The sequence below is a fragment of the Hymenobacter mellowenesis genome, from assembly GCF_030581005.1.
In the GTDB taxonomy this organism is placed as follows: domain Bacteria; phylum Bacteroidota; class Bacteroidia; order Cytophagales; family Hymenobacteraceae; genus Hymenobacter; species Hymenobacter mellowenesis.
The window spans coordinates 202,572-220,061 of record NZ_JAUQSX010000001.1 but is presented as its reverse complement, the minus strand read 5'-3'; the positions used below and the strand labels follow the sequence as shown (position 1 = coordinate 220,061).

14 protein-coding genes are annotated in these 17,490 nt (G+C 62.3%); 10 read left to right on the top strand and 4 right to left on the bottom strand.

Annotated elements, in window-relative coordinates; all coding sequences use genetic code 11:
* Nucleotides 1-186: 186 nt before the first annotated feature.
* From Q5H92_RS00960 to Q5H92_RS00935, 6 genes are all read left to right on the top strand, one after another.
* On the top strand, nucleotides 187-891 hold the full coding sequence (locus tag Q5H92_RS00960) for a Crp/Fnr family transcriptional regulator (protein ID WP_305009586.1): 705 nt from the start codon (nucleotides 187-189) through the stop codon (nucleotides 889-891).
* Nucleotides 892-1,225: 334 nt separating this feature from the next.
* Nucleotides 1,226-1,675: a hypothetical protein gene (locus Q5H92_RS00955; RefSeq protein ID WP_305009585.1), complete on the top strand. Its 450-nt coding sequence runs from the start codon at nucleotides 1,226-1,228 to the stop codon at nucleotides 1,673-1,675.
* A 47-nt stretch (nucleotides 1,676-1,722) separates the two neighbouring features.
* Nucleotides 1,723-2,097, top strand: coding sequence for a roadblock/LC7 domain-containing protein (locus Q5H92_RS00950; protein WP_305009584.1), 375 nt, complete (start codon nucleotides 1,723-1,725; stop codon nucleotides 2,095-2,097).
* A 102-nt stretch (nucleotides 2,098-2,199) separates the two neighbouring features.
* Nucleotides 2,200-2,658 (top strand): hypothetical protein, encoded by a 459-nt coding sequence (locus Q5H92_RS00945; RefSeq protein WP_305009583.1) that lies wholly within the window; start codon nucleotides 2,200-2,202, stop codon nucleotides 2,656-2,658.
* 78 nt (nucleotides 2,659-2,736) lie between these two features.
* A complete protein-coding gene (locus tag Q5H92_RS00940; protein ID WP_305009582.1) occupies nucleotides 2,737-3,441 on the top strand; it encodes a carboxypeptidase-like regulatory domain-containing protein in 705 nt (234 codons plus the stop codon).
* Nucleotides 3,442-3,668: 227 nt separating this feature from the next.
* Nucleotides 3,669-4,049: a hypothetical protein gene (locus Q5H92_RS00935; protein WP_305009581.1), complete on the top strand. Its 381-nt coding sequence runs from the start codon at nucleotides 3,669-3,671 to the stop codon at nucleotides 4,047-4,049.
* A gap of 166 nt (nucleotides 4,050-4,215) precedes the next feature.
* Here the strand turns inward: Q5H92_RS00935 and Q5H92_RS00930 are convergent, their stop codons facing one another.
* Complete coding sequence (locus tag Q5H92_RS00930; RefSeq protein WP_305009580.1) at nucleotides 4,216-9,978, bottom strand: hypothetical protein; 5,763 nt, start codon at nucleotides 9,976-9,978, stop codon at nucleotides 4,216-4,218.
* Between the two features lie 175 nt (nucleotides 9,979-10,153).
* Between Q5H92_RS00930 and Q5H92_RS00925 the strand changes: the two genes are divergently transcribed.
* Nucleotides 10,154-10,690, top strand: coding sequence for a DUF4126 family protein (locus tag Q5H92_RS00925; RefSeq protein WP_305009579.1), 537 nt, complete (start codon nucleotides 10,154-10,156; stop codon nucleotides 10,688-10,690).
* Nucleotides 10,691-10,784: 94 nt separating this feature from the next.
* On the opposite strand, the gene Q5H92_RS00920 is transcribed toward Q5H92_RS00925, so the two are convergent.
* A complete protein-coding gene (locus Q5H92_RS00920; RefSeq protein ID WP_305009578.1) occupies nucleotides 10,785-11,177 on the bottom strand; it encodes a group III truncated hemoglobin in 393 nt (130 codons plus the stop codon).
* Nucleotides 11,178-11,318: 141 nt separating this feature from the next.
* Nucleotides 11,319-12,251 (bottom strand): EamA family transporter, encoded by a 933-nt coding sequence (locus Q5H92_RS00915; RefSeq protein WP_305009577.1) that lies wholly within the window; start codon nucleotides 12,249-12,251, stop codon nucleotides 11,319-11,321.
* Nucleotides 12,252-12,503: 252 nt separating this feature from the next.
* On the opposite strand from Q5H92_RS00915, the gene Q5H92_RS00910 reads away from it, so the two are divergent.
* From Q5H92_RS00910 to Q5H92_RS00900, 3 genes are all read left to right on the top strand, one after another.
* Nucleotides 12,504-14,168, top strand: a complete 1,665-nt coding sequence (locus Q5H92_RS00910) for a M1 family metallopeptidase (protein WP_305009576.1) — start codon at nucleotides 12,504-12,506, stop codon at nucleotides 14,166-14,168.
* A gap of 147 nt (nucleotides 14,169-14,315) precedes the next feature.
* Nucleotides 14,316-15,722 carry a dihydrolipoyl dehydrogenase gene (gene lpdA / locus Q5H92_RS00905; protein WP_305009575.1) on the top strand — a complete coding sequence of 469 codons (1,407 nt, stop codon included), beginning with the start codon at nucleotides 14,316-14,318 and terminating at the stop codon, nucleotides 15,720-15,722.
* Between the two features lie 278 nt (nucleotides 15,723-16,000).
* Complete coding sequence (locus Q5H92_RS00900) at nucleotides 16,001-16,603, top strand: hypothetical protein (protein ID WP_305009574.1); 603 nt, start codon at nucleotides 16,001-16,003, stop codon at nucleotides 16,601-16,603.
* 73 nt (nucleotides 16,604-16,676) lie between these two features.
* Here Q5H92_RS00900 and Q5H92_RS00895 read toward each other — a convergent pair whose 3' ends face one another.
* Nucleotides 16,677-17,456, bottom strand: coding sequence for a suppressor of fused domain protein (locus tag Q5H92_RS00895; protein WP_305009573.1), 780 nt, complete (start codon nucleotides 17,454-17,456; stop codon nucleotides 16,677-16,679).
* Nucleotides 17,457-17,490 lie beyond the last annotated feature (34 nt).

The following is a 17,490-nucleotide window of genomic DNA, read 5'->3' as shown; positions in this document are numbered from 1 at the left end:
TGATTTAGGATTTTTAAAAGGCCGATTCCCGAATGGGGAATCGGCCTTTTTCATTTTTGGACGTTGGAATAACTATTTTGCTCGATGAAACGGGTAAAATGCACGTTGAAAAAATATTATGCTTGTTATCTATTTAAGCCCTCTATTATCTTTGACCCAACTTAAGGGGCGTAAAAATTATATTTTATGGGAAAATTCATTACTCCGACGTGCCAGGACTGCCCCCATCGCAAAGGGCCGCTGATGGGCTGCTGCCAATTAGAAGAATTGGACTTTATTGCGGGAAATAAGATTTCCCAGAGCTACCAGAAGGGCCAGCGAATTTTCCACGAAGGCAGCCCGGCGCTCGGCCTGCATTGCGTGAGCCAGGGCAAAATCAAAGTGACCAAGGCCAGCGGCGACGGCAAAGAGCAAATTGTGCGGCTGGCCAAAGACGGCGACATGCTGGGCTTCCAGTCGGTGCTGACCGAAACGCGCTACACCACCTCGGCCGTGGCGCTCGAAGACTGCGTGGTGTGCTTCATTCCGCGCGCCGACTTTTTCCGGGTGTGGCAGTCGAACGTGCAGTTCTCGACCTCGCTCATGCAAATGATGGCCAAAGCCCTCGGCGCGGCCGAAGTGCAGATGCTGCACCTCGCCTACAAGCCCGTGCGCGAGCGGCTGGCCGAGGCCCTGCTACTGCTCTACCACACCTTCCGCGAGGATGATACCTTGCCCTTCAGCATGTCCGTTTCGCGCGAAGACCTGGCCTCGCTGGTGGGCACGGCCAAGGAAACGGCCACGCGGCTGCTGTCTGATTTCAAAGAAGCGGGCATTATAGCCACCCGGGGCAGTCAGGTCACGATTCTGAAGCCGAACAGCCTCAGCGAAATCGCGTCGCTCTACGACTAAGGCCAAGCGCGGCGGCCATTCTTAATCACTTGCGGGCTATTGCAGCGCTGCCGCTACGCCGGCAGTGGAACCGGTTTTATGCGTCTGAAGGAAACGGTTGGTGAATAAATAATTATTGAATAAGTTATAAAATTGAATGAAACGGAAATACGTATTTAGTCGCGTTTCGGTTTGCAGTTTGACTTAAATCATTGTCAAAAATGACGGATGTCATTTTTAAAGGGGTAGGGTGGGACGGAGCTTTGTAATATAAATTAAGTGCTGGATATTTATAGTAAAGCGCAATAAATGTGCACGATAACATACCAAATTATCAAGTCTATTTATAATGAATGTGTCTGTTGCTGCCGACGTGCCACTGAGAAAACGCATCGGGAGTGCGCGAATTATTGAAGGGAGCCAAGCAATCGCCGCTTCTGAAATCAACCTGTCTAAAATTCAAAAAGTAATTAATCGGGCACTCGTCGATTTGCCCGCTCTCACGACGATTGCCGTGGTGGAGGTGACGACAGCCAACTGCCTGGCTCACTTCAGCCGCTCGCGGGGTTTCGACCCCGTGGCCACGGCCGCCCACCACGCCGAAACGGTGCGCCAGCAGCAACAGGCTCTGGCCACGTTGCCGAAGCGCGGCGAACGCCTCGAAGACATCCTTATCCCGCTACGAAAACAACTGCATCTCATTCGTTTATCTAAAAACGGCCAGTGGTTCGTGTACCTGGCCGTGAAGGCGCAGGACACCAGTTTGGCCCTGGCCCGCGAAGTATTGAAATCAATCATTTTTTAACAACTCATCCACCCCAAACCCTTCATTTTTTTACTCTTACCCTTATCATGGCTTACTCAACGAATTCCCCCGCTGGCAAAGTAGTACAAGACGTATTGAACGATTTGCCGGGTCTGGTGGCCGTGGCGGTGGTCGACATCACCTCGGGCATGGCCCTGGCGTCGCACTCCAACTCGCCCGCTCTGAACCCCGAGACGGCCGCCGCTTACAACACCGAAGTGGTGAAGCAGAAGCAGAAAGCCATGTCGGCCCTGAAGCTGACCGGCGAGAACATCGAGGACATCCTCATCACCCTCACCAACCAGTTTCACCTCATCAAGCTGGCCGGCAACAAGTTTATCTACCTGGTGGTGAACTCGCGCGAAACCAACCTGGCCATTGCCCGGGAAGTGCTGCGCAGCAGCGCCGACAACCTGAACTAGCTCTGACAACGGCGGCCCGGTGGCCGCCGGCCCCACACACCGCTGCCGCGCCCGGTCTGCCCCCGGGCGCGGCACCAGCCGGGACTACCCACCCCGCGCCCCATGAAAATCCCTTTTCTCAAGCAGTTGCAGCGCCTGGCGGGCCCGATGGCCCACGAAGTGGAATTGTTGGCCCCTACCGGTCCGGCCAGCGCTGCTATTGAACGCGCCATACGGCACCTGCTGGCCGATTTGCCCGACCTGCTGATGGGGGCCGTGGTGGAAGTGGCCACCGGCAAGCCCCTGGCCACCTACACCACCGACCGTGACCTGCGGCCCGGGCCCGTAGTGGGCTTCAACGCCGAAGCGGTGCGGCAGGTGCAGGCGGCGGTGCGGGCCCAGGGCACGCCCGGCGAGCGAGTGGAAGAAATGCTGTTTACGCTGCCGTCGCAGCTGCATTTGCTGCGGCTGGAAACCACGGGGCGCTGGTTTATCTACCTGGCGGTGGAAACGCGCGACACCAACCTGGCCATTGCCCGCGAGGTGATGCGCGGCGCCATTGCGCTGCTTGACGCGGGGTAGGAGGGAGCCGTAGTTAGGCCCGTGGCTGGCCGGTAAGCCACATTATTTCTTTTCTCACCCTTTTTTTCTGTCATCCAAATGAAGCTGACCGCTACCCCATTTGACGCGCAGACGGGCGAATTGCTGCCCGTTTACCGCGACGCCTACCTGCGCGGCGACCTGGCCCGTTCCTCGGCCCGCGCCGTGGAAGACTACCTGCGCAAGGACGCCACCCAGGCCCACACCACCGTCACCCGTTGGCACGAAATGTCGACCAGCGAAGCCGAAGCCGCGGCCCCCACCACCTGGGTGCAAAAGCAGATGCTGTTCATCCGCGAGCAGCCGCAGCGCTTCCGCCGCCGGGCGTTCTCAATGGTGGGCGCCGCCGCGCTGGTGGCCGGCGTATCGATGGCCGGCACCCGCCTGCCCTCGCACAACGCGCCGGCCGTGCCGGTGTCATTGCCCGAAATGACGGCCCTGGCCACCGCCAGCACCGCCGCCGCTGAGGCCGCCGCTACCGCCAATGCCAACCGCATGGTGACGGTGAGTGGCCGCATTGTGGACGAAGCCGGCCAGCCGCTGGTGGGCGCCACCGTGCTGCGCAAAGGCACCGCCCAAGGCGTGAGCACCGATGCCAACGGCAACTACAGCCTGCGCATGCCCGCCGGCACGGCCGCCACCACCACTCTGCAGTACGGCTACGCCGGCTACCACGACCAGGAGCTGAAGGCGACCGACGCCTCGGCCCAGGGCGTGACTCTGCAGCCCCGCGTCGCCAAGCGCAAGCACTGGCTGTTTTTTTAAATAGACCTTAAGCAGCAAGAGCCAAGTAGCAGGACTCAGGACAAAGCATTGATTGTCGAAATCCAGTACTCTTACTACTTGCTCCCAACTACCTGCTACTTAATTCTATCTACTTACTAGTTGCCGGCCCGCGTGGCCCTATCGTAGTGAAAGCGAGGACCTACCGTAAGCACGTTGCGAATAAGCTCAAAGAATCTTCTTTATCTAACCCCCTTCCTTTAGCCGAAATGGCCTACTCCAAAAATAGTCCTGCCGGCAAGGCAGTCGACGGAATTATCAACGATTTGCCGAGCCTGGTGGCGGTGGCCGTGGTCGACATCACCTCGGGCATGGCCCTGGCCTCGCACTCGAATTCGCCGTCCCTGAACCCGGAAACGGCTGCGGCCTACAACACCGAAGTGGTGAAGCAGAAGCAGAAAGCCATGTCGGCCCTGAAGCTAACGGGGGAAAAGATTGAGGACATTCTCATCACGCTGACCAACCAGTTTCACCTACTGAAGCTGAACAATGCCGGCAACAAGTTCATCTACCTGGTGGTGAATTCGCGCGAAACCAACCTGGCCATTGCCCGGGAGGTGCTGCGTACCCACGCCGACGAAATCAACTAAGCAAGGCATTTTGCCATTCAAAAAGGCCCGTCCAATTTTGGACGGGCCTTTTTTTGTGTGTTTCCGGAACGTCATGCAGAGCGCAGCGAAGCATCTTTATCGCGATAGTAAATATGATTACTGCTGCGGTAAAGATGCTTCGCTGCGCTCTGCATGACGGTCTGGTTTACTCCGGCGCCACGTGCGGTTCCTCATCCTCAGCCGTGAAATCAGGCAGAGAGAAATCCTCTTCGGGTTCGGCCTCAATAGACGCAAAGCGGGCTTTGAAGCGGGCGTAGAGCGCATTCATGCCAAGTAGGAGCAGGCCCATGAGGATGAAGACAATGGCCCGCGTAATGGTGCCGCTCCGGCTGAGGTCGAAGAACACCAAGCGCACCAGGCAGGCCATCAGGCCGGCCAGCGAAATGTAGCGTAAGTCCTGCCGGCGCAGCAGCAGGCTGGTGCTGAACACGGCCACCACTTCCAGCATCAGCAGCACGGTGAGCACCGAACGGTCGAAGGACTGGATGAGTAGCAGCGCGAGCGCCAGGAAAGCGGGGTAGAGCAGCCAGGCTTCGAGGGCGCGGTGCGGCGTGCGGGCCAGGATGTCCCAGGCCGGCGAGAGGCCCCGGAAGGCCTTTTCGCCCTGCGTGAGCGCCTGCCACACGTAGCCAAACAGCAATACGACGGCCGTCGTGATTTCCCACCACTCGGCGCTGAGCAGTTGGTCGGGGTCGAGGTGAATCAGGCTCACCGCACCGGCCGTGCCGGCCGCCAGCCAGTAATACAGGCGGCCGTATACCCCCAGCCGGCGGAAGCGTTTCGGCAGGCGGGCAGCTACTGAACCCAAGCCCAGCGCCGCGCTGGCCCACAGCAGCGGCAGCCAGAAAGTGCGGACGTTATGCCCCAGCGTGGCCGTGCCGAACAGCAGGGCCGCTTCGGCCAGCCACGGGTGCAGCCGCCGCCAGGAGTTGTAGATGGGCGCCGTGGCCGGCGGCCGTACGGAAGCCCAGCCCGCCAGCACCGCGAAGAGCAGCGCGGCCGTGAGGTATTCGGCCGGCTGGCCGAAAAAACTTTCATCCCGCGCCAGCAGCCACATGTGCGTGAGCAGGCCGCCGCTGAGCAGCCAGTAGCCGAGATGCAGCAGGTAGCGGTCGGGCTGGCCGGCGCTGCGCACGGCGGTCGCATCGGGCAGAGCACGCCGCCAGAGTTGGGCCGCCGCGAGGGCTGTGGCTGCCATGCCCAGCAGGCCCAGCGAGAAGTAGGCCACGTGCCCGGCCGGCACCGCTGCCACCAGCGTCACTACCCCGTGGACGCCGAGCAGATACACCCAAGGCCAGCGCACGAACCGCTCGCCCGCCGCCCACCACGAGGTGCGTAGGCCCGCCACTGGCACGGCCAGCGTGGGCAGCAGGTAGAGCAGCACGTAGCCCGGACTGTACACCTGGCCGGCAGCCGGTGCCAGCACATGGCCCCATTGCAGCGTGAGGTAACCCACGCCGGCCAGCACCAGCCCGGCCCAAACGCCCGGCAAGTTCATCCGTGAACGCAGCCAAAGCAGGCTGCCCAGCAGGCCCACCGTGGCCCAGGCCGCCCACGGCAGCTCGTACACCAACGTGCCCGCCCCCAGCAGCAGCCAGCCCATGGCGAGGCCCAGCACCGAAAGCTGCCAAGTGCCGCCGAGGCGCAGGGTGCCGTATTCTTCGGCTCCGGCGGTGCGGGGCAAGAACTGCCGGCGGGCCTGGTAGGCCACCGTGAGTAGGCCTGCGCCCGCCAGCAGGCCAGCACGGGGCAGGGCGCCCAGCGTGCCGGGCCAGAGGCTGTGCACCAGCAGCGGCAGCAGCAGCGCCTGCAGCACCAGCAGGTAGGTTTGGGTGTGGAGCAGGCCGTCTTCGTCGCGCCCCGTGAGGAGCAGGGCCACCAGTAGGTTTTCGGCATAGAGCACGGTGAGTACCGCCGGCCAGCTCAGGCCAATTTCGTGCAGGCCGAAGACTGTCAGCACTGCGAAGTATTGGCCCAGTACCAGTTGCTGGCGCCGCACCCAAACAGGCAGCACACCACTGGCGCGGACCCAGGCTGCCAGCGCCACCGAAGCACCTGCCAGTACCAGCAGGGCCGTTAGGAGAAGAAGTGTCGGCGCATTGTGCCAGGCAAACAGTGCCCGGGCCAGCCATACGCCGGTGCCCGCCTGGAGCAAGCCTGCCAACGCGGCAAAGCCACCCAGCACTTCGAACACAGACCGGCCAATTTCCGGCTGATTGGATTGAGGGGCGGTGGATGCGGAACTGAATTGCCGGTAGGTGAGCTGAGCGAATATGATGCCGATCCAGCCGGCCAGCGCCAACACCACGGCATCGCGGTAAAGCACAGCGGCGGTTGGAATGCCCTCCTGGCTCCCTACTAGCAACAGCAGGCCTGTGCCCGAGAAAAAGGCGCCACCCAGCGTGAGGTGGTAGAGCAGCATTTCGCGCCGACGAGCGGTGAACAGGGCCACGCCCAGGTTTTCGAAATAGAGCAGGCCCAGCACCAGCGGCCAGCTCAAGCCGGTTTCGTGCAGGCCCAGCACGGCCAACCCGGCAAAAAGCTGCGTCAATACCAATTGCTGCTGGCGCACCCAGCCGGGCACTCCTTGCGCCGTGCGCACCCATACCGACAGGCCAAGCGAGACGGCCGCCAGCCCCAGCAGCGCCCCGATGAGTAGCCACACCGGTACCGGCTGCCAGCCGAAAAGCACACGCGCCAGCAACGCGCCGGCGCCCACCTGCAACAAGCCGGCGAGGCCTGCCACGCCATTCAGCAAGGTGGTGGTAAGCTGGCCAGCGGCAATTGCGGTTTCGGCAGCTTGGCCGCCTTTGGCCGATGCTGAACGCAGGCGGTGGACAAGCGCCAGGAAGGCGATGCCCGCCCAGCCCGCCAGAGCCAGCCAAAGTGCATCGCGGTAGAGGACGGCCGGCACGCCGAAGCTGTTTTTGCTGACAGCCACCAGTAGTAAGCTGCCCCCCGACAAATAGCCGCCGATAAGGCTGATGCGGTGCAACAGGTTTTCGTGCTGCCGGGCCGTTATCCAGGCCACCAGCAGGTTTTCGAGATAGAGTAAAAGCAAAACGGCAGGCCAGCCGAGGTTCATTTCGTGTAAGCCAACTACTGCCAGCAATGCGAAAAACTGCCCCAAAATCAACTGCTGCTGCCGCACCCAGGCAGCGGATTGCTGCCCGGTGCGCAGCCACGCGGCCAAACCGACGGAAATGGCCGCCAAGGCCGCCAACGCCACCAGCAGCAAGCCAACGGGCACACCCTGCCAGGCAAACAGTGCCCGCGCCAGCACTAGTCCGGCGCCCACTTGCAGCACGCCCGACAAGCCAGCCAAACCACTCAGATAGTCCTGCTCCGTTTTGCGGAAAACAACTTCATGGGTTGATTTCGAATCGGCCAAACCAGCCAGCAATTGCTGCGCCCGATTGATGAAAAATAAGCCAGCCCAACCGGTCAGGGCCAGCACCAGCGCGTCGCGGTACAGCACCGGCGGGTGGCTGTGGCCGGCCTGCATGCCGGCTACGGCCAACAAACTTACCGCTGTCAGGTAAGCGCCCTTGAGCGTGACGTGATACAGTAGCTTCTCGCGCTGCTGGGCCAGCAGCAGGGCCGCCAGCAGGTTTTCGGCGTAGAGAATGCCCAGCACGACGGGCCAGTTCAGGCCCATTTCGTGCAGCCCGAATACGGCCAGCACGGCAAAGAATTGGCCCAGAAGTAACTGTTGCTGCCGCACCCAGCCGGGCGCCAGCTTGGCGGTCCGAACCCAGAAAGCCAGGCCCACGGAAACGGCCGCCAGCCCTGCAAGCGCTCCAATGAGCAGAGACGCCGGTTGGGTGGCGTAGCCAAACAGCACCCGCGCCAGCAACAGGCCCGCGCCGGCTTGTAGCAGCCCGGCCAGGCCCGCGAAGCCGCTTATCAGGTCGTGATGCGCTTTGTTTCGGCCATCAGAAGTCGTAGCCAACAAAGGCTGGCGGTAAATCAGCTGCGCGAACGCCAGTCCGGCCCAGCCAGCCAGGGCCAGCACTAAGGCGTCGCGGTAGAGCATGAGCGGCGGGTTGCCCGCGCGGCTTGCCGCTACCAGCAGCAGGCCCACGCCGGCCAGGCTGGCCCCGGCCAGCGCCACGCGGTACACCAGCGCCTCCCGCTGCCGGGCCATGATGAGCGTAATCAGCAGCGACTCCAGCAGCATAAACAGCAGGATGACCGGCGGCGTGGCGTGCCAGCCTTGCAGCGAAAAGGCCGTGGCCAAAGCCAAAATCAGCGAGATGATGGTATCGGTCTGGAACAGCCAGCCGATGCCCAGCCGCTTGGCCTGTCGCCCGGCCCAGTGCGTGAGCAGCGCGCCCAGCGCCAGCGGAATGGTTTTCCAGATGGAGCCCGTGCTGTGCAGGTACAGGCTGATGCCCAGCGTGGTCCAGTTCAGCACGTGGGCCGTGAAAAGCAGGGGCTCGAACCGGCGCTTGGCGTACACGCTGCGGTATTGCACCACGGCCGCCGCCGCGCCCACCAGCAGCACCAGGCCCATGGCCGTGAGGCGTAGCGTATTCGGAATAGCGCCCGCCTGCTGGTGCCAGTAAAGGTGAAACGCAAAGAAGCTGGCGATGCTAAGCAGCAGCTGGTACTTCCACAGCTGCCGGTAGGTGATGGCGATGCTGAATGCCGTGACGCCCGCCGCCGCCGCCAGCGTGAGGGCCGTGGGCGGCAGTACCGCCAGCGCCACCAGACTCAGCACACCGTGTAGCGTGGCCACCGCCTCGCGGCTGGACCGCCAGGCCAGGTACAGGTTGGCACTCACCCCGGCCAGCAGCAATAGGTAATTGAAGGGCGGCACGGCCCAGCGCAAACCCGCAATGCTGACCGACCCCACGCAGGCAAACAGAAAAATGGCCGCCGCACTGCTCAGCAGCCAGGCATTGAGCTGCTGCGCAAACGCTTTGTTGCGCAGCCCAAACCGCGCCCCCAGCAAGCCCGCCGCAAACCCGCAAATCAGCAGAAACCGATACGGCGGCGCCAGCCGCAGCGCCGCGTAGATGCCCAGGAAACCCACGCCCGTGACGAGCACCACGGCCCCGAGAATGCCGGTCCAGTTTTCGAGCAGGATGGTGGCGGCCTTGTCCCACCAGCTGGGGCCGGCGGGCACCGGTGCGGGCATAGGCCGGCGCGGCGGGGGCGGCGTGGGGGGCACCACGGGCGGGCGTTGGGCGGGCGTTGGAGCGGGGGCCGCCACGGGCCGCGGAACCGGAGCCGCTGTCGGCGCAGGAGTTGGCGCGGGCGCAGGAGTTGGCACCGAAGCCGGCTGTTCAACTACTGGCGGAGGCGGAAGTGCGGCCACAGGATGCACTACCGGAACTGGCGGCGTGGACACTGGCGGCACTGGCACCGGAGCCGCTGGAGCAACCGGTTTGGTTTCTACCACCGGAACTACCACCGGAACCGGAGCTACCACTGGCGTCAGAGTAACCAGCTGTGGCGCTTCAGTGACCGGGGCAATAGCTGGCGTGGCAGCGGGCGTAACGACCGGCGCAGGTGCTGACGGTACCACCGCAGGTACTGTCGGAATCACGGGTACAGGCGCTACTACTGGCGCTTCGACCGGCGGCGCTGTTGCTGGCGCAACAACGACGGGCGGCGCAACTGGGAAAGCCGCTGCCTTTGTTACGGCCACCGCCGAGGGCGCAGCCAAGGGTGCAGCTGCTGTCACGGGCGCCGTGGCGGGCGCGCTGGGCGGAGCCGCCAGGCCGGCATCGCGCAGTACGGCCAGCTGGTCGCGCAGGCGATGGAGCTCGGCCCGCATTTCTTCCTGAATTTTATGACGCCGGTCCAGTTCGGCTTGCATCGCCGCCAGCTTCTTGGGCAAATCCCAGAGCCGGGCGATGAGGACGACGGCGATGATAAAGGCAACCACGGATGCTTCCATGCGCAGGGCAGGTTTACGGTGTGGATGAAAGCCCGCCAGGCGCGGGCCGATGCCGTCGGAGCAAGAGGTAAAGCTGGGCGGGGCGTTGCAGCGTTTGGGGAACGAATGTTTTTTTAAGCAGCCGATGACCTTGGCGTGCCCGACACCGTTAAACTGCGCACACCCATATTTTAGTATGAAATCATCCAAATCTTTGGCTCGCCGTTCGCGCCCGGCCAAATTCTGGCCCGCTATGGGCTTTGCCACCCTGGCTGGCATGCGCAGCATGAGCGCGCCCGCGTTTCTGAGCCACTATCTGTCGCGCCAGCCCAGCAGCGGCTTGGCCGGCTCCTCGTTGCGCCTTTTGCAAAAGCCCTTCACCGCCGGCCTGCTCAAAGCCGCGGCCGCCGGCGAAATGGTGGGCGACAAGCTCCCCAACGCCCCCGACCGCATTGCCCTGCCCGTACTCACGGGCCGACTGCTGTCGGGCGCACTGGTGGGGGCGGCCTGGTACCGCTCGCGCCACGGCAGCGCGCTGGGCGGTGGGCTGCTAGGCGCGGCCGTGGCGGTGGCCTCCACCTTCGTGAGCTACGCCTTGCGCACGGGCATCAGTGAGAAATCGGGTGTGCCCAGCGCGTTGGTGGGCGTGGGTGAGGATGCGCTGGTGCTGGCTGGGGGCAAGGCTCTCATTGGTGCCCAGCGCCCGGCGGCCAGCGAATGGCACCCGATGTAGCGCAACGTAGCGTGGACGCTGCGAGTCCGCGTTTACCAGCTGCTAGTTGAACAGCGCCAGAACGTCGGGGAAACGCGTACTCGCAGCGTCCACGCTACAGCAGCGACAGCGGATTCGGGTTCATGCGGTGCTCAAACATGGCCCCGATGCTCTGCGCCCGCAGCTTGGCATCGTCGGCTTTCGGGCCGGCGAACAGCTCGTCGACGCTAGCCCGAAACAACACCAGCCACTGCTGGAAATGCTCGGGTTTGATGGGCAGCGGGAAATGCCGGGCCATCGGCCGGCCCTTGTAGCGGCTGGTGCCCAGCAGCACGCTGCTCCAGAAATCGTACATGGTGGGCAGGTGGTGCGCCCAATCCACCTGCGCCACGTCGTTGAAAATCGGGCGCAGCAGCGCGTCCTCGTTCACGCGGCCGTAGAATGTGTCTACCAGCCGGACGATGTCGGCTTCGGTTTCTAGGTCGGGGAGGGCAGTAGGAGCATTCATCGCAGGTTGTTAAAAGGCGTTTGGAGGAAAGAATGTCATGCTGAGCGCAGTCGAAGCATCTCTACCGCAGTGGTAATCCTCCAATCGCATGATTTAGTTGTGCGGTAGAGATGCTTCGACTGCGCTCAGCATGACGTTCGTTTAATTCTTGACTGAAACCCGCCGCCCGCCCAGCACCACCAGCACCACGGCCAGCACAATGAGCGCGGCCCCGCCCAGCATCTGCGGGTTCAGCACCTCGCCGGCGAAGGCCCAGCCCAGCAGCACGGCGACTACCGGGTTTACGAAAGCATATGTGCCCGCCAGCGCTGGCTCCACCACGCGCAGCAGCCAGATGTAGGCCGTGAACGCCACGATGGACCCGAACGTGACCAGATACGCGTACGCCCACCACGACTTGGCCGTGATTTGCGCAAATTCAAACCCCGTGGCTTCACCCTTCAGCAAGCCTACCACCAGCATGGCCGCGCCGCCACATAGCATCTGCATGCCGCCCGAGAGGAAGGGCGAGTCCGCTGGCCGGTGGTTTTTGGCATACAGCGAGCCGATGGACCACACCAACGAGGCCAGCAGCACCGCAAACACGCCCAGGCCGGTGTGGCCGGGCTGCTTCACCGCGCCGCCGGTGGTGTGGGCCACCAGCAAGTACATGCCCGCCATGCCGGCGCCCAGCCCCAGCGTCACCCACTTGGTGGGGCGGGGCGAAATGCCGCTGGCCCACCCCAGCACCGCCAGAAACATGGGCACCGTGGCCACCAGCAACGCCGTAATGCTGCTGGGCAAGTACACCACGCCCAAGGTGGTGCCGCCGTTGCCGAACCCCAGCAAACAAACGCCAATGATGGCCGCATAGCCCCAACCCCGCCACGTGGGTGCCGGCTCGCCCTGCCAGCGCATGTAGGCGTAGAGCAGCCCGCCCGCCAGCCCGTAGCGCGTGCCGGCCATGAGCAGCGGCGGCATAGTGGCCACGGCAAACTTCATCACCACATAAGTAGAGCCCCAGATGAGGTAAACCAGCGCAAAGGCCGTAAGCAGCGCGGCCCGCGAAGGCGCGGCCGGAGTGGAATCAGACATGGAAATCGAAAGGGATGGCTGCAAAACTACGGCTGCTGACAAGGGCAGTGTTTTGAATTCTATAAAGGGGCATGCTGAGCGGAGGCGCAGCCGCAGTCGAAGCATCTCTACCGCTTCGTTGCAATAGTCTTGACTAGTTGCACGGTAGAGATGCTTCGACTGCGCGGACGCCAGATGAGCATGACGCCCCTCATGCCTCTCCTTGATTATCGGCTGGGCGCTTATTTCTGCCGTCCGTTGTTGCTTTGTGTCATGAAGAAGAACCTCCTTTGGGTGCTGCTGTTGCTGGCCGGCGCGCTGCACCCGGCCGCCGCGCAGCTCCTGCAGCCCAAGCCCGCCTTCACCCGCGCCGATACGCTGCGTGGCAGCCTCACCACGCCGCTGCGCACCTGCTACGACCTCAACTACTACCACCTCGACGTGAAGCTGGACCCGGCCCAGCGCTTCATCAGCGGCTCCAACCTCTTCCGCTTCACCGCCACGCAGGATTTTACGCGCCTGCAATTCGACCTGTTTGCCAATCTGAAAGTGGAAAAGGTGCTCTACAAAGGCAAGGACGTGCCCTTCACCCGCGAGGCCAACGCCGTATTCGTCACCTTCCCGAAGGCCATTGCCAAAGGCAGCCGCGACGAGTTCACGGTATTCTATTCCGGCAACCCCACGGTGGCCAAAAAAGCGCCCTGGGATGGCGGCATGGTCTTCACCCAGGACGCCGCCGGCAAGCCTTGGGTAGCTACGGCCTGCCAAGGCACGGGCGCCAGCATCTGGTGGCCCACCAAGGACCAGCAGGCCGATGAGGTAGACTCCATGCTCATCAGCATCAGCGTGCCCACGGGCCTGAAGGACGTTTCCAACGGCCGCCTGCGCAAAACGACCAAGCTGAAAGACGGTTACACCCGCTTCGACTGGGCCGTGCGCAACCCCATCAACAACTACGATGTGGCCCTGAACGTGGGCGACTACCAGCACTTTTCGGATTCGTACCAAGGCGAAAAAGGGCTTTTGACGCTGGATTATTGGGTATTGCCCGAAAACGTGGCCAAAGCCAAAACCCAGTTCGCCGCCAACGTGAAGCCCATGCTCAAGAGCATGGAACACTGGTTCGGCCCCTACCCATGGTACCAGGACGGCTACAAGCTGGTGGACGCGCCGCACCTCGGCATGGAGCACCAGAGCGCCGTGGCCTACGGCAACAAGTACCAGAACGGCTACCTCGGCCGCGACCGCAGCAACACCGGCTGGGGCGCGAAATGGGACTTCATCATCATCCACGAAAGCGGGCACGAGTGGTTCGGCAACAACATCACCACCAAGGATATTGCCGATATGTGGGTGCACGAAGGCTTTACCTGTTACTCCGAAGCCCTGTTCGTAGAAACGCAATTTGGCAAAACTGCCGGCCAGGAATACATCCACGGCCAGCGCCGCAACATCCAGAACGACGGCCCCATCATCGGCCCCTACGGCGTGAACCAGGAAGGCTCGGGCGACATGTACGACAAGGGTAGCAACCTGCTGAACATGCTGCGCACCATCCTCAACAACGACGAAAAGTGGCGCCAGATGCTGCGCGGCCTGTCCAGTGCTTTCTACCACCAAACCGTCACCGGCCAGCAGGTTATCGACTACATCAACCGCGAAAGCGGCCGGGATTTTACCAAAATATTCGACCAGTACCTGCGCCACGCCAGCCTGCCCATTCTCGAAATCCGCTTTGAAGACGGCAAAACCCTGGCCCGCTGGGTGAGCGAAGTAGATAAATTCGATATGCCCGTGCGCGTGCGGCTGAAAGGCGGCGAGTACCGGTTTATCACGCCCACTACCCGCTTTGCACCTATTGCCGAGCTGGCCGGCGCTACGAAGGAAACGCTGGATGTGGACACGTTTAACTTCTACATCGGCGTGCTGGTTGATTAGCTGTAGCGTGGACTCTGAGAGTCCGCGCCCGGGCGAGACGGCACTGGCGATGCGCGGACTCACAGAGTCCACGCTACAAAAAACCGCCTCACCCGCCGCCGCTGTGCCGTACCTTCGCCCGAGCGTACAATCATCGAATACTTCCTCATGAATCAATACGACGTCACCGTCATCGGCTCCGGCCCGGGCGGCTATGTAGCAGCCATCCGCTGCGCCCAGTTGGGTCTCAAAACGGCCCTCATCGAGAAATACCCCACCCTGGGCGGCACCTGCCTCAACGTGGGCTGCATCCCCAGCAAGGCCCTGCTCGACTCGTCCGAGCACTACCACAACGCCCATTCGGTGTTTGCCGAGCACGGCATCGGCCTCGACAACCTGACCGTCGACATGAACCGCATGATTGACCGCAAGGCCGGCGTGGTGAAGGCCAACGTGGACGGCATCGCCTATCTGATGAAGAAAAACAAAATCGACGTCCTCACCGGCGTGGGTTCTTTTGTTGACAAAACGCACATCAGCATCGCGCCCACCGAAGGCGGCGAGGCGCAGCAGATTGAAACCAAAAACGTCATCATCGCCACCGGCTCCAAGCCCACGGTGCTGCCGTTCATCGCCCAGGACAAGGAGCGCATCATCACCAGCACCGAGGCCCTGAACATCCGCGAAGTGCCCCGGCACATGATGGTGATTGGCGGCGGCGTGATTGGCCTCGAAATGGCCTCCGTCTACGCCCGCCTCGGGGCGAAAGTGTCGGTGATTGAGTACCTGGATTCGCTCATCCCGACCATGGACCGCGGCCTGGGCAAGGAGCTGAAGCGCGTGCTGGGCAAAATCGGCATCGAGTTTTTCCTGAGCCACAAAGTGACCGGCGCCACCCGCGAGGGCGACAGCGTGACTGTGACCGCCACTAACCCGAAAGGGGAGGAGGTGAAATTTGAGGGCGACTACTGCCTCGTGGCCGTGGGCCGCGTGCCCTACACCGCCGGCCTCAACCTGGAGGCTGCGGGCGTGGAGATGGAAGAGCGCGGCCGCATCAAGGTCGATGCCCACCTGCAAACCAACGTGCCCGGCATCTACGCCATCGGCGACGTGGTGCGCGGCGCCATGCTGGCCCACAAGGCCGAGGAAGAAGGCGTTTTCGTGGCCGAAACCATCGTGGGCCAGAAGCCGCACATCAACTACCTGCTCATCCCCGGCGTGGTGTACACCTGGCCCGAAGTGGCGGGCGTGGGCTACACCGAAGAGCAACTCAAGGAGCAGGGCAAGGCCTACAAAGTGGGCTCGTTCCCCTTCAAAGCCAGCGGCCGCGCCCGCGCCAGCGGCGACACCGACGGCTTCGTGAAGGTGCTGGCCGACAAAACCACCGACGAAATCCTGGGCGTGCATATGATTGGCCCGCGCATCGCCGACCTCATCGCCGAAGCCGTGACCGCCATGGAGTTCCGCGCCTCCGCCGAGGACGTGGCCCGCATGAGCCACTCGCACCCCACCTACGCCGAGGCCATGAAAGAAGCCTGCCTGGCGGCTACGGAGAACCGCGCCATTCACATGTAATCCGAAAAGCTGCGGCTATTATGTGGCTTTTTGACACTGCCCGGTACGGCCGCTTCCTGATGGGAGCGGCCGTATTGCTTTCGCTGCTGGCTTGCGAACAGAAGCGACCCCGTACGATAGAGCAAGTCGTCGCTGCGGCTAAAACAAGCCCGCTGGCCGACAGCCTACGGCAAAGGCAAGCGCTAGCGAAACCGCCACACGCAACTCTTAAAACAATAGTCCCGCCTGGGGCTGCTCCTACAGAAGACTCGGTGCGCGCCTACATAGGAGGGCGGCCCATGCAATACCGTGTCGTGCCAGCAGCTGACATGCCCGGTTATGGAGTTGGCGCGGACACTGTTTTGGGTAAATTATTGGTTATGATGGAGTTGGATGAGCGCCAGCACCTTCTTTATCCAATAGGGCCGTTGGCGGGAGACTGGATAGATGTACGTTTGGAACAAGTAGGCGAATTGAACCTTAAGGAAGCTGATATTGTGGTAGATACGGTGCGATTGGAAGGCTCGCTGAAGGCAGCTTTACGTGTCAGTGCTCAAGGGCACCAAGGATTCTGGGGAGGTAGTGTAGATACTCGTTGTATGCAGTTGCTTGATGTTAGCGTCCCGCCGACATTACTGCTGAAGGTGGAAAATGTTAATTTAGACGCGAGCTATGGGCGAACAGACCAAACAACATACGATGATGACGCACGGGGACTTGAAGCACGGGAGCAGAACGTGAAATTCCGGGATGGAGTAGTGCTTATAAGTGCGCCGTATCAGCGCACAACGGAAGGCCACCGGCGCGAACGGGTGAGTGTAATCCATCCACTTCCAAGAACCATGCTGCCTGCCGGCCGCTATCAGTACCGTGAAGGGCACTTGGTGCGGGTGGGGAAGTAACTACTGAAACGAGAAGCGGCTGAAGCTACGGGAGCTTCAGCCGCTTTTGCGTTAATAAACCGCCCCAATCGACTCAAGTCCCCGCCGTATTGGGCCGGGTCAGGTCCAGCACGTCGCCAATGCCGTGCTCATCGAATTTGTCCAGCAGCGCATCCACGCCCTGCTCCATTTTCAGGTCCATTTCCTCGCGGTAGATGGGGTAGAGGGTGTAGAACTGCACCGTCTTGTCAGAGCTGATTTCCAGCGTCTGAAACTCCTCGGGCAAACTCAGCGCCGTGAGCAGGAGCATGCAGCCCAGCTCGGTTTCGTCGGAAAAGGGCTCGGCGTTTTCGCCGTTGGGGATGGTGTGGCCGAAGCCCAGCCAGGTGTGGTACTCGTGCGGCAGGCGGGCCAGTATTTTCAGCCAGCGGATGGGCCAGTACACGTTTTCGTCCTCGAAGACCTCGGCGATGTCGGCCGGGTCGTCGGGGATGTTCCAGGTGCTGGGCAGCAGGATGCACAGCTCGGCGAAGCGCGGGGCGTCGTCGGCGCTGGCTTCGGGCGGCACGTTCATGGGCCGGTCGCTCATGCCCGAGGTGATGAGGGCGTAGAACGGGAAGTCGGCGCTGGGCGCCACCACATGCACGTCGAGGTGCACCTTGTCGGAAATGATTTCGTGGTACACGCCCTTCACCGGCCCCAGGTGGCGCTCGATATGGTCGGAAATGGCCGAAATGGTGACGTCGTCGCCACTGGCCAGCTCAAACGGCGCGGGCTCCACGTCCTCGTAGCGGTAGATGGGCGCGCCCGAAGGCGACAGTTCCGGCTCGTCGTCCGGGCCGGGGCGGGTGGGGGAGGTGGGCGTGTCTGACATGGTTGGCTGTACGGGCGCGGTCGTGGGTTGGGTT

Bases quoted from the DNA above. Each gene is read 5' to 3' on its own strand.
- Q5H92_RS00915 (WP_305009577.1), bottom strand. From the start codon at position 12,251: ATGTCTGATTCCACTCCGGCCGCGCCTTCGCGGGCCGCGCTGCTTACG.
- Q5H92_RS00935 (WP_305009581.1), top strand. From the start codon at position 3,669: ATGGCCTACTCCAAAAATAGTCCTGCCGGCAAGGCAGTCGACGGAATT.
- Q5H92_RS00960 (WP_305009586.1), top strand. From the start codon at position 187: ATGGGAAAATTCATTACTCCGACGTGCCAGGACTGCCCCCATCGCAAA.
- Q5H92_RS00900 (WP_305009574.1), top strand. From the start codon at position 16,001: ATGCAATACCGTGTCGTGCCAGCAGCTGACATGCCCGGTTATGGAGTT.
- Q5H92_RS00925 (WP_305009579.1), top strand. From the start codon at position 10,154: ATGAAATCATCCAAATCTTTGGCTCGCCGTTCGCGCCCGGCCAAATTC.
- Q5H92_RS00940 (WP_305009582.1), top strand. From the start codon at position 2,737: ATGAAGCTGACCGCTACCCCATTTGACGCGCAGACGGGCGAATTGCTG.
- lpdA (WP_305009575.1), top strand. From the start codon at position 14,316: ATGAATCAATACGACGTCACCGTCATCGGCTCCGGCCCGGGCGGCTAT.
- Q5H92_RS00920 (WP_305009578.1), bottom strand. From the start codon at position 11,177: ATGAATGCTCCTACTGCCCTCCCCGACCTAGAAACCGAAGCCGACATC.
- Q5H92_RS00950 (WP_305009584.1), top strand. From the start codon at position 1,723: ATGGCTTACTCAACGAATTCCCCCGCTGGCAAAGTAGTACAAGACGTA.
- Q5H92_RS00945 (WP_305009583.1), top strand. From the start codon at position 2,200: ATGAAAATCCCTTTTCTCAAGCAGTTGCAGCGCCTGGCGGGCCCGATG.
- Q5H92_RS00910 (WP_305009576.1), top strand. From the start codon at position 12,504: ATGAAGAAGAACCTCCTTTGGGTGCTGCTGTTGCTGGCCGGCGCGCTG.
- Q5H92_RS00930 (WP_305009580.1), bottom strand. From the start codon at position 9,978: ATGGAAGCATCCGTGGTTGCCTTTATCATCGCCGTCGTCCTCATCGCC.
- Q5H92_RS00895 (WP_305009573.1), bottom strand. From the start codon at position 17,456: ATGTCAGACACGCCCACCTCCCCCACCCGCCCCGGCCCGGACGACGAG.